Annotated in this window: 11 protein-coding genes and 1 pseudogene; 4 read left to right on the top strand and 8 right to left on the bottom strand. The window is 74.9% G+C overall.

What is annotated here, in order from left to right; translation table 11 throughout:
• Positions 1–109: 109 nt before the first annotated feature.
• The gene (locus CUD01_RS03345) at positions 110–943 is read right to left on the bottom strand and encodes a hypothetical protein (RefSeq protein ID WP_141318698.1); all 834 of its coding nucleotides are present in this window, start codon (positions 941–943) and stop codon (positions 110–112) included.
• A gap of 148 nt (positions 944–1091) precedes the next feature.
• Here CUD01_RS03345 and CUD01_RS03340 point away from each other — a divergent pair, with 148 nt between their 5' ends.
• Together CUD01_RS03340 and CUD01_RS03335 are read left to right on the top strand one after the other, a co-directional pair.
• Complete coding sequence (locus CUD01_RS03340; RefSeq protein ID WP_141318696.1) at positions 1092–1631, top strand: type 1 glutamine amidotransferase domain-containing protein; 540 nt, start codon at positions 1092–1094, stop codon at positions 1629–1631.
• Between the two features lie 54 nt (positions 1632–1685).
• Complete coding sequence (locus CUD01_RS03335; protein WP_280525798.1) at positions 1686–2090, top strand: Fur family transcriptional regulator; 405 nt, start codon at positions 1686–1688, stop codon at positions 2088–2090.
• A 25-nt stretch (positions 2091–2115) separates the two neighbouring features.
• Here CUD01_RS03335 and CUD01_RS03330 read toward each other — a convergent pair whose 3' ends face one another.
• From CUD01_RS03330 to CUD01_RS03315, 4 genes are all read right to left on the bottom strand, one after another.
• On the bottom strand, positions 2116–3051 hold the full coding sequence (locus tag CUD01_RS03330; protein WP_243860727.1) for a metal ABC transporter permease: 936 nt from the start codon (positions 3049–3051) through the stop codon (positions 2116–2118).
• Complete coding sequence (locus CUD01_RS03325) at positions 3048–3845, bottom strand: metal ABC transporter ATP-binding protein (RefSeq protein WP_094180593.1); 798 nt, start codon at positions 3843–3845, stop codon at positions 3048–3050. Before CUD01_RS03325 ends, CUD01_RS03330 begins: the two co-directional genes overlap by 4 nt.
• The gene (locus CUD01_RS03320; protein ID WP_141318694.1) at positions 3842–4795 is read right to left on the bottom strand and encodes a metal ABC transporter solute-binding protein, Zn/Mn family; all 954 of its coding nucleotides are present in this window, start codon (positions 4793–4795) and stop codon (positions 3842–3844) included. Before CUD01_RS03320 ends, CUD01_RS03325 begins: the two co-directional genes overlap by 4 nt.
• 154 nt (positions 4796–4949) lie before the next feature.
• A complete protein-coding gene (locus tag CUD01_RS03315; RefSeq protein WP_141318692.1) occupies positions 4950–7982 on the bottom strand; it encodes a UPF0182 family membrane protein in 3033 nt (1010 codons plus the stop codon).
• Positions 7983–8115: 133 nt separating this feature from the next.
• Between CUD01_RS03315 and CUD01_RS03310 the strand changes: the two genes are divergently transcribed.
• Positions 8116–8703 (top strand): PPA1309 family protein, encoded by a 588-nt coding sequence (locus tag CUD01_RS03310; protein WP_141318690.1) that lies wholly within the window; start codon positions 8116–8118, stop codon positions 8701–8703.
• A gap of 34 nt (positions 8704–8737) precedes the next feature.
• Here CUD01_RS03310 and CUD01_RS03305 read toward each other — a convergent pair whose 3' ends face one another.
• Both CUD01_RS03305 and CUD01_RS03300 read right to left on the bottom strand, forming a co-directional pair.
• Positions 8738–9886 carry a YlbL family protein gene (locus tag CUD01_RS03305; protein ID WP_244937636.1) on the bottom strand — a complete coding sequence of 383 codons (1149 nt, stop codon included), beginning with the start codon at positions 9884–9886 and terminating at the stop codon, positions 8738–8740.
• A 43-nt stretch (positions 9887–9929) separates the two neighbouring features.
• Complete coding sequence (locus CUD01_RS03300; RefSeq protein ID WP_141318688.1) at positions 9930–10961, bottom strand: Rossmann-fold NAD(P)-binding domain-containing protein; 1032 nt, start codon at positions 10959–10961, stop codon at positions 9930–9932.
• Between the two features lie 141 nt (positions 10962–11102).
• Here CUD01_RS03300 and CUD01_RS03295 point away from each other — a divergent pair, with 141 nt between their 5' ends.
• Positions 11103–12557, top strand: a complete 1455-nt coding sequence (locus CUD01_RS03295) for a zinc-dependent metalloprotease (RefSeq protein WP_371860749.1) — start codon at positions 11103–11105, stop codon at positions 12555–12557.
• Positions 12558–12765: 208 nt separating this feature from the next.
• Here CUD01_RS03295 and CUD01_RS03290 read toward each other — a convergent pair.
• Positions 12766–13285: pseudogene (locus CUD01_RS03290) on the bottom strand (YgjP-like metallopeptidase domain-containing protein); the annotation flags it as partial.
• Positions 13286–13437 lie beyond the last annotated feature (152 nt).

Raw genomic sequence — 13437 nt, 5'->3', positions numbered from 1 at the left:
CCGGTCCCTGCGTCCACCGTAGGACGCACGCGACGGGACGACGAGGTCCCTGCACCCGGTTGTGGACGACGAGGCGTCAGCTCCGAGCCGACACCGGATCGGCGCCGGGTCAGTCCTGGAGCGCGGTGTCGAGCCCGAGCAGTCGCCGCCACGCGCGGTGGTGCTCCACGCACACGCAGCCCGGCGCGTCGAACGCCGACGCCACGAGCGCCGCCTCACGCTCGAGCACCGCCGCACCCTCGTCGACGAACGTGAACTGCGCTCCCCCGGCGACCTCGGGCGTGTCCGTCTCCACCCCCACGCTCCACGCGACGCCCGCCGCCTGTGCCGCGGCGACGGCCGGCCGCGCGAGCGCGACGATCCCGTCGGCGCCCTCCGCGTGGTCCGCGAACGCGACGACCACCACGCGCTCGACCCGCCGCAGGACCGCGTCGAGCAGCGTGCCCGGCTCGTCCGGAGCGGGCACGGTCGTGAGCCACCACGGCGCGTCCGCCCCGAGCGGGACGTCCACGGCCGCGCGCGTCGCGTCGAGCACGGCGAGCCACGCCCGCGCGCCCGGGGCCGGGTCCGTCCGCCACGCGGGCAGGGTCCACGGCTCGACGTCGAGCTGCACCGCGTCGAGCGCGCCGCCCGCCGAGCGCAGCGCGGCGTCGGCCCACGTCGCGGCGAGCGCGGGTTGGTCGAGCCAGCCCGGGTCGCCGCCGAGCGCACCCACGGCGACCCCCGCGGCGCGCAGCGCGCGCGCCGCGTCGCCGAACCACTCCCCGACGGGCCCCTCGTCGGCCGCCCACGGGGCCGCGAGGTGCACGCGCCCCAGCCCGCGCGTGGCCGCGAACGCCGCGAGCGGGGCCGGTGCGGCCGGCGTGTACCCACGCCCACGCGCGTCGTCCTGCTGCGGCACCGGGTTGTCCCACGCCCACATCGACCCCACCGCGCTCGTCATGGCGCCACCGTGGCACGGGGCGCGACGTCGCGCGCGGCGGGCGCACACCGCGCGCGACGGGTGCATGTGGCGCGCGGCGTCGCCTCTCGACGTGCCGACCCGGACGGGGCGTGCCTAGCCTGACCGGACCGACCACGAGGAGGACCCCATGTCGCTCGACGACCGCACCGTCGCCTTCCTGCTCACCGACGGCTTCGAGGACAGCGAGCTCACCCACCCGTGGGCGGCCCTGACGGACGCCGGAGCGCGCGCGTCGCTCGTGTCGCCCACGGACGTCACGGTCGTCGGGAAGAACGGGTACGAGCAGAACGTCGACCTCCCGGTCGCCACCGCCGACGCCGCCGACTTCGACGCGCTCGTGCTGCCGGGCGGCGTGGTCAACGCGGACGACCTGCGGATGTCGCAGGACGCCGTCCGGTTCGTGCGCGAGTTCGTCGACGCGGGCAAGCCCGTGGGCGTGATCTGCCACGGCGCGTGGGTCCTCGTCGAGGCGGACGCGGTCCGCGGGCGGCGCATGACGAGCTACCCGTCGCTGCGCACCGACCTGACGAACGCGGGCGCGCAGTGGGTGGACGAGCAGGTCGTCGTGGACGGGCCGCTCGTGTCCAGCCGGACGCCCGACGACCTGCCGGCGTTCGGCGAGGCGCTCGTCGAGGCGGTCGGCGCGGGTGGCACGTCGCGGGGCTGACGCCGTCCGGCACGGCCGCGCCACGTAGACTCGGGCGACCCCCGGGAGGTGCACGTGATCGGTCAGCGCACGACGCGCCAGCGACGCGCGATCGGCCAGCTCATGGACGAGCTCGCAGACTTCCGCAGCGCGCAGCAGATCCACCAGCTCCTCGCGCAGCGGGGCGAGGACATCGGCCTGGCGACGGTGTACCGCACGCTCGGGGCGATGGCCGCGAGCGGCGAGTTCGACGTGCTGCGCACCGCGACCGGCGAGACGCTGTACCGCCGGTGCGAGCGGCAGGGGCACCACCACCACCTCGTGTGCCGCAGCTGCGGGCGCACCGTCGAGGTGCAGGCCGCCGCGTTCGAGACGCTCGTCGCCTCGCTGTCCGACGAGACGGGCTTCGTGGACGTGTCGCACACGCTCGAGCTGTTCGGCACGTGCGCGACGTGCGCCGAGGAGCTCGCGACCTCCTGACGGGGCCGACGAGGGACGCGGCCGTTCAGGCCGCGACGGCCTGCGTCCTGCGCGCCCAGCCGCGCCGCGTGCGCGCGCGTCCGACGAGCCGGCACACGACGTAGATGACGAACGAGATCGTCGTGACGTACGGGCTGATCGGCACCGAGCCGCCGAGCGCGAGCAGGATCCCGCCGACCGCGCTGGTCATCGCGAACCCGACCGACAGCAGGGGCACCACCACGGGCGACGCCGACACGCGCGTCGCGGCCGCGGCGGGCGTGATCAGCAGGGACAGCACGAGCAGCGCGCCGACCACCTGCACCGCGAGCGCGACCGCCAGCCCGAGCAGGAGCATGAACGCCAGACCCAGGGCGCGCGTCGGCACACCGCGCGCGGCCGCCACGTCCGGGTCCACGCTGGCGAACGTCAGCGGGCGCCACATCGCGAGCAGGCCCGCGACGACGAGCGCGGCGACCACCAGGAACACCGACAGCCGGGTCGAGTCCACCGCCACGACCTGCCCCGTGAGCAGCCCGAACTTGTTCGCGGCACGGCCCGGGTAGAGCGCGAGGAAGAGCACGCCGAGGCCCAGCCCGAACGGCATGAGCACGCCGATGATCGAGTTCCGGTCGCGCGCACGCGTGCCCAGCAGACCGATCACGACCGCCGCGACGACCGAGCCGAGCACCGCGCCGAGCATGACGTCGATCGACAGCAGCAGCGCCGCGGCCGCGCCCGCGAACGACAGCTCGCTGATCCCGTGCACCGCGAACGCGAGGTCGCGCTGCATGACGAACACCCCGACGAGACCGCCGACGAGCCCGAGCACCGCGGCCGCGATCAACGAGTTGTGCACCAGGCCGAGCAGCGCGCCGTAGTCGCTGAAGTCGAACACCCGCCGCCACCAGTCGTCGGCGACCTCCGCCCGCACCCCGGCGGCCGCAGCGCTCGTCAGGGCGCTCGTCGCGAGCACGCTCATGCCTCGGCCTCCTCGACGTGGTGGTGCTCGTCGTCGCCGCCGACGATGACGACGCGCCCGTGCGAGCGCAGGACGTCGACGGGCGTGCCGTACAGCGCGGTGAGCCGGCTCGAGGTGAGGACCTCGTCGGGCGCGCCGATCGCGTGCCCGGCGGGTCCCAGGTACAGGACGCGGTCCGTGTACGGGAGCACGGGGTTGATCTCGTGGGTCACGAACACCACGGCCGTGCCCCGCTCGCGGCGCATGGCGTCGATCAGCGCGGTGACCTCGTGCTGGTGGCGCAGGTCCAGCGACAGGAGCGGCTCGTCGCACAGCAGCAGCCCGGGCTCCGTGCCGAGCGCCTGCGCGATGCGCACGCGTTGCTGCTCACCGCCCGAGAGCATGCCGAGCGGGACGTCCGCGTACGACGTCGCCCCGACCGCCGCGAGCAGCTCGTCCACCCGCGCACGCGTGCGGCGCCCGCCGACACCCCACCGGTCGCCGTCGAGGCCGAGCCGCACCAGGTCCCGCGCACGCACGGGCGTCGCCGGGTCGATCAGCCGCTGCTGCGGGATGTACCCGACCGCGCGGCTCCCGCGGCGCGGCGGGCGACCCAGGATGCTCAGGCGCCCACCGTCGAGCGGCGCGAGCCCCAGGATCGCGCGCAGCAGGCTCGTCTTGCCCGACCCGTTGGGGCCCAGCACGGTGAGGAACTCCCCCGGTCGCACGACGAGGTCGAGGTCCGACCACACGACGCGCGGCCCGTAGGCCAGCCGCGCCCCCGCGAGCTCGAGCGGCGCCGCCGGTGCGCTCACGCGAGCGCCTGGGCGAACGCGTCCAGGTTCCCCGCCATCCACGACACGTAGTCCTCGCCCTCCGGCAGCGTCTCGGTCACGTCCACGACGGGGAGCCCCGCGGCCTGCGCCGCCTCGAGCACCTGGTCCGTCTGCGGACCCGTCGTCTGCTCGTTGTACACGAGGAACGCCACCTGGGGCGACGACACGAGGTCGAGCATCTCGCTCATCGCGGCCGGCGGGACGTCGGTCTCCTCCTCGACCGCCGCCGAGAACGGCGGGGGCGTGCGGTCCACGAGCCCCGCCGCCTCGACGAGGAACAGCGGGACCGGCTCGGTCGCGAGCACCTCGGCACCGCCGTGCTCCTCGGCGAGCCGCGCGGCCCGCTGCTCGAGCTCGGCGAGCCGCCCGACGAAGGCGTCCGCGTTGGCCCGCAGCTGCGCCGCGTGCTCGGGTGCGAGCGCCGCTAGCTCGTCCGCGACGTCCAGGGCGACCGCCTCGACCGTCGGCGGGTCGTACCAGACGTGCTCGTTGCCCTCGCCGTGCGCGTGGCCGTCCTCGGCGTGCGTGTCCTCGGCGTGCGTGTCCTCGGCCGCGTGGGAGTCGACCGCGACGACGACCGGCGGCGCCTGGTCGAGCGCCTCCAGCAGCTGCGACGCGAAGTCGTCGTAGCCGCCGCCGTTGACGATGACCAGGTCGGCGCGCGACATCGCGAGCTCGACGCGCGCGTTCGCCTCGAACGAGTGCGGGTCGACGGACGGGTCGTCGACGACCGACGTGACCTCGACGAGGTCGCCGCCGACCTGACGCACGACGTCGCCCCAGACGTTGGTCGACGCGACGACCGACAGCGTGGCCTCGTCGGACCCGGCGCCGGGCCCGTCGTCCGACGAGCAGGCGGCGAGAGCGAGGGTGAGGACGAGGGCGCCCGCCCCCCGGCGGGCGAGCGAGGTGGCGGCGCGGGCACGCATCGAGGACCCCTTTCACGGTGCCGCACCGTGCGGCCAGCGATAACGATAGCAGTTCCCAATAAGGATCTGGACCGCGGCGCCCCGGTTCCTCGGAGACCGACGAGGGGGCCCGCGCCCACCCGGGCACGGACCCCCTCGTTCGTCGGGTCGGCCGTCAGCTGCCGGCCGTGGCCGTCGGCGCCGGCGTCGCCGACTGCGTCGGCGTCACCGCGGTGCCGCCCTCGAGCCTCGCCTCGGCGTCGAGCGCGTCCGCGATCGCCTGGTCGAGCGCGTCCTGCGACTCGCCGTACGCCGCGAAGTCGCCCTCGGCGAGAGCCGCCTGACCCTCCTGGATCGCGACCCGCGCCCGCTCGAGCGCGTCCGCCAGGTCCGCGCGCGCCTCGGCGTCGGCGTCGCCGGGCTCCTGCGGCGTGGTCGGCTCCTCGGGCGTCTCACCACCCGTCCCCGGGTTCTCGCCGGCCGGCGGGGCGCCGGGGTCGGTCTCGACCCCCGAGTCCCCGTCGAACACGTCGTTGAGCGCGCCGTCGAGCGTCTCGGAGATCGCCACCTCGTCGCCGAACGCGACGATCACGCGCTGCAGCAGCGGGAACGTCGTCCCCTTCTCGGCCTGGAGGTACACCGGCTGGACGTAGAGCATCCCGTCGCCCACCGGGAGCGCGAGCAGGTTGGCGCGCACGATGTTCGCGCCGCCACGACCCAGCAGCGTGAACTCCTCGGCGACCTTCGAGTCGGTCGTCATGTTGTTGTTCACCTGGCCGGGGCCCGGCACCGAGCCGTCCCGCGGCAGCTCCAGCAGCCGGATCTTGCCGTACCCGGGCGCCTTCGTGCCGTCCTGCGACCCCGCGTCCGCGTCGACCGCGATGTACCCGCGCATCACGTTGCGGGCCTGCTGACCGAACGGGATGAACGTGGACGTGAGCGAGAAGCTCGCGCTCTTCTCCTCGGGCATCCGCAGCGTCATGTAGTACGGCGGCTGCGCGACGTTGCCCGCGGTGTTCGGGTCGTCCGGGACGGCCCAGAAGTCCGTGCCGGTGAAGAACTGCTTCGGGTCGCTCACGTGGTAGCGGGCGAGCAGCTCACGCTGCACCTTGAACAGGTCCTCGGGGTAGCGCAGGTGCGCCATGAGCTCGCCCTCGATCTCGCTGAGCGGCTGCAGCGAGGTCGGGAAGATCTCCTGCCACGCCCGCAGGATCGGGTCCTCGTCGTCCCACGCGTACAGCGTCACCGTGCCGTCGTACGCGTCGACCGTCGCCTTGACCGAGTTGCGGATGTAGTTCGCGGTCTTCGGCTGCAGCGCCTGGACGGTCTGCGACGACTGCGTGAGCGAGTCGACCGTCGCGTCGTCGAGCGTGACCTGCGCGGCGTACGGGTACTGGCTGCTCGTCGTGTAGCCGTCGACGATCCACACCACACGCCCGTCGACCACGGCCGGGTACACGCGCCCGTCGAGCGTCAGGTACGGCGCGACCTTCTCGACCCGGTCACGCGGGCTGCGGTCGTACAGGATCTGCGACTGCTCGTTCACGCGGTCCGAGAACAGGATCTGCTCCGAGCCGAACTTCACGGCGTACAGCAGCTTGTTCCACGCGTTGCCGACGCTCGGCCCCGCCGAGACGTCCTGCGTCGGGAAGCGCGTGTTGACCGAGCCGCCGCCGTCGTTCGTCGGACGGTCGAGCTCCCAGTCCGAACCCTCGGGGCCGCCGACGATCGAGTACTGCGGCGAGCCCGGGCTGAAGTAGATGCGCGGCTCGTACTCGCCCAGCACGCCCTTCGACGGGATGCCGCTCTCGAGGAACGACGGGGCGCCGCGTGCCGCGGTCCGGTTGCCCGCCGCGGCGACCACGCCGTAGCCGTGCGTGTAGACCGTGACGTCGTTGGTCCAGTTGCGCTGCGACGCCTCGAGACCGCTGAGGTTGAGCTCGCGCGCGGCGATCACGGTGTCCTGGCTCTCGCCGTCGATCTCGTACCGGTCGACCGAGAGCGTGTCGGGGAAGCTGTAGAACGTCGTGACCTGCTGCAGCTGCTTGAACGACGGGCTGACGACCTGCGGGTCGAGCAGACGGATCGACGCCGCGGTCTCCGCGTCGTCGCGCAGCGCCTGCGGCTCCGCCGTGACCTTGGCGTCGTACTCCTTCACGTCGACGTCCTCGATGCCGTACGCGTCGCGCGTCGCCTCGATGTTGCGCTTGATGTACTCCGCCTCGGCGTCCTGCTGGTTCGGCTGCACCTGGAAGCGCTGCACGACGGCCGGGTAGATGCCGCCGACGGCGATCGCCGCGACCACCATCAGCCCCACGCCGATCAGCGGCATGCGCCAGTTGCCGCGCACCGCCGTCACGACGAACGTGACCGCGACGAACACCGCGATGCCCGCGAGGATCGCCTTGGACGGGATCACCGCGTGCACGTCCGTGTACGCGGCGCCGTCGAACTTCTCCGCGGTCTTGGTGAGGATCGAGTAGCGGTCCAGCCAGTAGTTGGCGGCGACGAGCAGCATGAGCACCGCGGCGATCACCGACAGCTGGATGCGCGCGGCCCGCGTGGTGCGCGGCATGTCGTTGCTGCCGCCGATGCGTAGGCCGCCGTACAGGTACTGGGTCGCGAGCGCCGCGACGCCCGAGAGCACCGTGACCGCGATGAGGAACGACACGACGAACCGGATGCCGGGCAGCACGAACAGGTAGAAGCCCAGGTCGATGCCGTACTGGGGGTCGGCCGTCCCGACGTGCTGCGCGTGCATCCAGAGCTGGACCGTGTCCCAGCGCTGCGACACGGCGGCACCGGCGAACAGTCCGAGCAGCGCGGGGGCCACGATCATGACGAGCCGGCGCAGCGGCTCGATGGCCTCGCGGTACTGGTCGAGGCTCGCCTGCTCGGGCGTCGACGGCGCGTACACGGGCCGGGAGCGGTACGCGTACCGCATCGTCAGCCCCACCGCGACGGCCATCGCCAGGAAGCCGACGACGAACAGCACGGCGCGCGTGCCCCACTCGGTGCGCAGCACCTCGATGAACCCGAGCTGGTCGAACCACAGCCACTCGGTCCACACCTGGGCGAGGATCAGGACGAGCACGACGATCGCGCCGAGCACGATCAGCGTCGGGACGAGCGCACCGCGCCGCCTCTCGCTCGGACGGCCGGCTGGTCGGCCGGCGCTCGGGTTGCGGGGTGTGCTGGCGAAGCTCACGTCGGTGCGGTCCTCGTCGTCTCGGTGTCGTGTACTCGCCCAGCCCAACGCGGGCGGACGGGCCCAGGTTCCCACACGCCCGGTCCGAGGTGTCAGGTCCCGCCGCGGCGGCGCACGGTGCGACGATGGCCCGGTGAACCCCAGCACGACGCCGCCCGCCGCCACGCCCGCCGCCACGCCCGCCTCAGACGCCGCGACGCGCGCGCTCGCCGACGCCGTGCGCGAGATCGAGCACCACGTCGCCGCCGCCGGCTGGGACGCCCCCGTGCGGGTGTTCGCCCTGGTCCGCACGCAGGCGGCGCTCGCCGCGGAGCCCTCGCTCGCCGCACAGCTCACGCCGCAGACGCTCGCCGCCGCGCAGGCCGAGCCGTGGCACCTGACGTCGATCGAGCAGGAGGGCCTGCCCGACGCACCGGACCTCGAGACGCTCCTCGCGGGGCTGTCGTGGCCGCAGACGGTCGACGGCGTCGCCGTGACCGCCGAGCGCGTCGTGCTGCCGCCCGCCGCCGAGGCGCAGATGCCCGCCGACCCCGACGAGGCGCTCGCGTGGCTGCTCGCCCACCCCGACCGCGAGGACGTGCGCCTCGCCGTGGGTGTGCTGCGCGAGGGCCCGACGTGGTGCGCCGTGCGGCAGCGCGCGCACGACAGCGACGACCAGGTGGGCCAGGGTGCCGACGTGGTCCCGGGTCTGCTGGAGGCGCTGCGCGCGACGCTCGCCTGAGCCTCGCCCCGCCGCCGGTCCCGCGTCCGCCCCGTCAGGACCCCTCGGGCTCCCCCGTGCACGTGGGCAGCGCGTCACCCTCGCCCTTGCCGATCGCGACGAGGTCCGTGTACGCCTCGTGCAGCGTCGCGACGCGCACCACGCGCAGCCCGTCGGGCACGTGCCCGACGACCTCTGCGCAGTTCGCCTCGGGCGCGAGGAACCACCGGGCACCGTCACGGTGCGCACCCGCGAGCTTCTGGCGGATGCCGCCGATCGCGCCGACCCGACCGACCACGTCGATCGTCCCCGTGCCCGCGACCACCTGGCCGTTCGCCTCGTCCTGCGGCGTGAGCAGGTCGATGATCCCGAGCGCGAACATGGTCCCCGCGCTCGGGCCGCCGATCCGGCCCGCGTCGATGGTCACGTCGACCGGCATGTCGAAGTCCGGGTCGATGTACACGCCCAACTGCGCGCGACCGTCGTCGCCCGCGGTGGTCTCGACCGTGAGGTCGACCTCCTCGCCCTGGCGGCGCACCGTGACCGTGACGTCCGCACCCGGCTTCACCGCGGCCATCGTCGTGACGAGGCTCTGGTAGTCCGGCAGCGGCGTGCCGTCGATCGCGGTGATGATGTCGCCGTCCTCGAACACGCCGTCCGCACCGGTGTCCTCGACGGTGTCCGCGACGACGAGCGTCGCGGGCACCGGGCGGCCGAGTTCGGAGAGCGCCGCCACGGCCGCGTTCTCCTGCGAGGACACCATCTGCGCGGTGTTCTCGCGGTCGATGTCCTCCTGCGACTCGTCCGCGTCGGGGAACTGGATCTCGCGCGGCTGCACGACCGACCACGGCGAGAACCACCCGCGCAGCACGCGCAGCGTGCTCGACGGGTACCCGGGCCCTCCGGTCGCGGACACCGTCGTGAGGCGCAGCTCGCCCGTCGAGTCGTACGTCGGCGCTCCCTCGATCGTGATCAGCGGCTTGTCGTCGACCTTGCCCAGCACGTCCTCGGTCGGGCCCGGGCTGGTCACCGAGTACGGCGCGGGCAGCACGGCGACCGCCGCGAGCAGCACCGCGGTGGCGAGCATCGACACCGACAGCGTGATCGCGCGGCGGCTGGGCCGTTCGGCGACGACGGGCGCGGGCGCGCCGAGCGCGTCGTCGGCCGACGCGGGTGCGGGCGGGGTGACGTTCTCGTCGGGCACGTCGGCATCATGCCGCACGCGGGTGTGTGCGACACGCGGGCGGTCAGCCGCGACGCCGCGCCTGCCGCCAGATGGCCGCGGTGCCCAGCAGCGCGACCGCGGCGCCCGCCGCGCCGAGCGCGGCCGCGTCGCGCCGCTCGACGCGGCGCCCGCCGAGCGCGAGGCGCCCGCGCACGCCCTCGAGCAGCACGTCGAGGGCCTCGGCGCTCGAGTACCGCGGCGTGAACCCCGCCGCCGTGAGCCGGTCCGCCGCCACCGTCCACGGGTAGACCACGTACGCGAGCTCGGCCGCCGGCGCCGGCAGGACGCCCACGCGGTGCAGCCGCTCGGCCGTGCCGAACGCCGTCGCGGGCGCGAGCGCGACCGTCCGCATCCCGGCCGCGGCGCTGACCTGCTCGGGCGTCAGCATGTCCGGCGGCCCGACGGTCAGCGCACCGGTCAGCGCGTGCTCGACCGCGAACACCGTCGCGGCGCCCACGTCGTCGACGTGCACGAGCTGCCACGGCCGCTCCACGCCCCGCACGACGAGCAGGCGCGGCGCCTCGAAGTGCCGCGTCACGAACGTGTCGGTGCCGCGTCCGACCATCGCGGCGGGCCGCAGCACCGTCACGCGCGGCGAGCGGCGGCGGGCCGCGCGCGCGACGACCGCCTCGACCGCGAGCAGGTGACCGACCAGCCCGTCCGGGACGGCGCGCGCACCGGTGAGCACGGGCTCGTCGTCGTGCAGGACCGGCCGGTCGGGGTGGGCGCCGTGCACGAGCGCCGACGTCACGACGACGACGTGCTCGGCCCGCACCTCGCGCGCCGCCGCGAACGTGCGCTGCGCGTGCGCGACCGCGGGGGCGTGCCCCTGCGGCCCCCGGCGCCCGGCCACGGACGCGAGGTCGCCCGGGTGCGCGACGAGCACGACGACACGCGCGCCCGTGAGTGCCGACGCGGGCGCGGCCGTCGGCACCTCGTCGACCGCGCGGGCCCGCGCTCCCCACGCGGCGAGCACGCCGGCCGCGACGGGTCCCGTGCCCACGACGACGACGTCCGGCGCGCTGCGCCCTGAGCGAACCTCTCGACCCGCCATCGACGAACTCCTCGGTCACGTGGTTACCGTGGGGCCAGCCCGGCCAGACCGCGACCGAATCGTCCCGACCCGGCCCGCCCGACCCCGCCGTCCCGGTGCCCGTCGGCGGTGTCCCCGCAGTCATCCTCCCAGGAGGCGCACGTGAGCCCGGACCACAGCGACCCGACGCCCGAACCGACGCCCGAACCGACGCAGCCGCCGTGGGAGCAGATGCTGCGCGCGCTCCTGGGCGACCGGGCCGACGAGGCGATCGCCGAGATGCGGGCGCGCGGGATCGACCCGGAGGCGCTCGGCGCGGCGGGCACGCTGCCCACCGACCCCGCCGCGATGCAGCAGGTCCTCGCGCAGGTGCAGAGCCTGTTCGCGAGCGGCGGCGACGAGCCGGTCAACTGGCAGATGGCTCACGACCTGGCGCGGCAGCAGGCGTCCGTGGGCGGTGACCCGTCGCTCACGCCCGCTCGCACGCGTCAGGTGCTCGACGCGCTGACGGTCGCCGAGCTGTGGCTCGACGCCGCGACCGACCTGCCCCCCGCGACCACGCCCGGCCGTGCCTGGAGCCGCGCCGAGTGGGTCGAGGCGACGCTCCCCACGTGGCGCACGCTCACCGAGCCCGTCGCGTCGTCGCTGTCGACCGCGCTCGTCGACGCTCTCGGCGGGGAGCTGCCCGAGCTCGGGGCGGGCGACGACCTCGACGAGCAGATGCGCGCGCTCGGGCTGCCCGGCGGTGCGCTGCCCGGCGGCCTCGCGCCCGGTCAGCTCCTGCGGCGGCTCGGCTCCGCGGTGTTCGGGCTGCAGGTCGGCCAGGCCGCCGGCACGCTCGCACGCGACGTGTTCGGCACGACCGACATCGGCCTCCCACTGCTCGAGGTGCCCGCACCGGTGCTGGTGGCGTCCAACGTCGACGCGTTCGCCGAGGGCCTCGATGCGCCCGTCGACGAGGTGCGGCTGTTCCTGGCGCTCCGCGAGGCCGCCGCGACGCGGCTGTTCACGCACGTGCCGTGGCTGCGCGCGCACCTGCTCGCGCTCGTCGAGACGTACGCGCGCGAGATCACGATCGACGTCGAGCAGCTCGAGCAGGCGGTCGGCTCGATCGACCCGACCGACGCCGAGGCCCTGCAGAGCGCGCTGTCGAGCGGCGTGTTCGCGCCGCAGACGACCCCCGCGCAGCGGGCCGCGCTCGAGCGGCTGGAGACCGCGCTCGCGCTCGTCGAGGGCTGGGTCGACGAGGTGAGCGCGGCCGCCGCGCTCGCCCACCTGCCGCACTCGGTCGCGCTGCGCGAGATGATCCGCCGTCGCCGCGCCGCGGGCGGACCCGCCGAGCAGACGTTCGCCACGCTCGTCGGGCTCGAGCTGCGGCCCCGCCGGCTGCGCGAGGCCGCGGCCCTGTGGGCGCACATCGAGCGCACCGAGGGCGACCCCGCGGCGCGCGACGCCGTGTGGGACCACCCGGACCTCATGCCGACCGCCGAGGACCTCGACGACCCCGCCGGCTACGCCCGCCGCCGCAGCGCCGCGGCCGACGAGTCCGCCGACCTCGACAAGGCGCTGGCCGAGATCCTCGGCGAGGAGCCCCCGCAGGACCCCTCGACCCCCTGACCCGGTCAGTCCGTACCGTCTCGGTCCGTACCGTCGGCCGGGGGCGGGCGGTCCGCAGCCGCGCCCTCGAGCGCGCCCACGTGCGCCTCGACCCGCTCGGCGTCCTCGGTGTCCTCGACGTCCTCGACGTCCTCGGCGTCCTCGGTGTCCTCGGTGTCCTCGACGTCGTCGTCGTCGGGCGCCGGGTCCTGCGGGCCGCGCTCCTCGCGGTAGGAGTAGCCCTCGAGGAAGCCCCGCGCACGCTGGGTGCGGGGGTAGGCGTCGAGCTCGGCCCAGAACTCCGGTCCGTGCCCCGGGTGCAGCAGGTGCGTCAGCTCGTGCAGCAGCACGTAGTCGAGCACCCAGCGGGGCATCCCGCGCACCCGGTCGGAGATCCGGATCGAGCCGTCCGACGGCGTGCAGGACCCCCAACGGCGCCCCTGGTTCGACGACCACCGCACGCTCGTCGGCACCGCCCTGCCCTGCAGGTACCGTGCGGACAGCTCCGCGGCGCGCGAGACGAGCTCGTCGTCCGACGGCCGGCGGCGTCGCTCCTGCGTCGCGAGGCGCAGGAGCATCCGACGCACCCACTCCGCCTCCTGGGCGCGCGTGAACCGCGCGGGGATGGCCACGACCGTCCGGCCGTCCTCACGCCAGGCCGTCACGGTCCGCACGCGCCTGCGCGAGCGACGGACCTCGACCTCGTGGTCGACCCCGTCGATCGTCGACAGGTCGTACGTCGGGTGCACAGCCGCACGCTAGCGTGCCACGCCCACACGGACAGCCCCCGCGCGCCGCGGTACCGCACGCGGCCACCGCACGGCCCCGGCGGGCCGCCCGCCGTCACCCGCTCGGAGGAACCGGGACGTGCGAGATCGCCGACACCGACCCGCGACACGCG

The sequence above is a fragment of the Cellulomonas uda genome, from assembly GCF_006538705.1.
Taxonomy (GTDB): domain Bacteria; phylum Actinomycetota; class Actinomycetes; order Actinomycetales; family Cellulomonadaceae; genus Cellulomonas; species Cellulomonas uda.
Note: the sequence above shows the minus strand (reverse complement) of the source record. Positions and strands in the feature narration are given on the sequence as shown.

Coding starts and splice junctions, on each gene's coding strand:
- CUD01_RS03345 (WP_141318698.1), bottom strand. CDS start 943: ATGACGAGCGCGGTGGGGTCGATGTGGGCGTGGGACAACCCGGTGCCG.
- CUD01_RS03340 (WP_141318696.1), top strand. CDS start 1,092: ATGTCGCTCGACGACCGCACCGTCGCCTTCCTGCTCACCGACGGCTTC.
- CUD01_RS03330 (WP_243860727.1), bottom strand. CDS start 3,051: ATGAGCGTGCTCGCGACGAGCGCCCTGACGAGCGCTGCGGCCGCCGGG.
- CUD01_RS03320 (WP_141318694.1), bottom strand. CDS start 4,795: ATGCGTGCCCGCGCCGCCACCTCGCTCGCCCGCCGGGGGGCGGGCGCC.
- CUD01_RS03300 (WP_141318688.1), bottom strand. CDS start 10,961: ATGGCGGGTCGAGAGGTTCGCTCAGGGCGCAGCGCGCCGGACGTCGTC.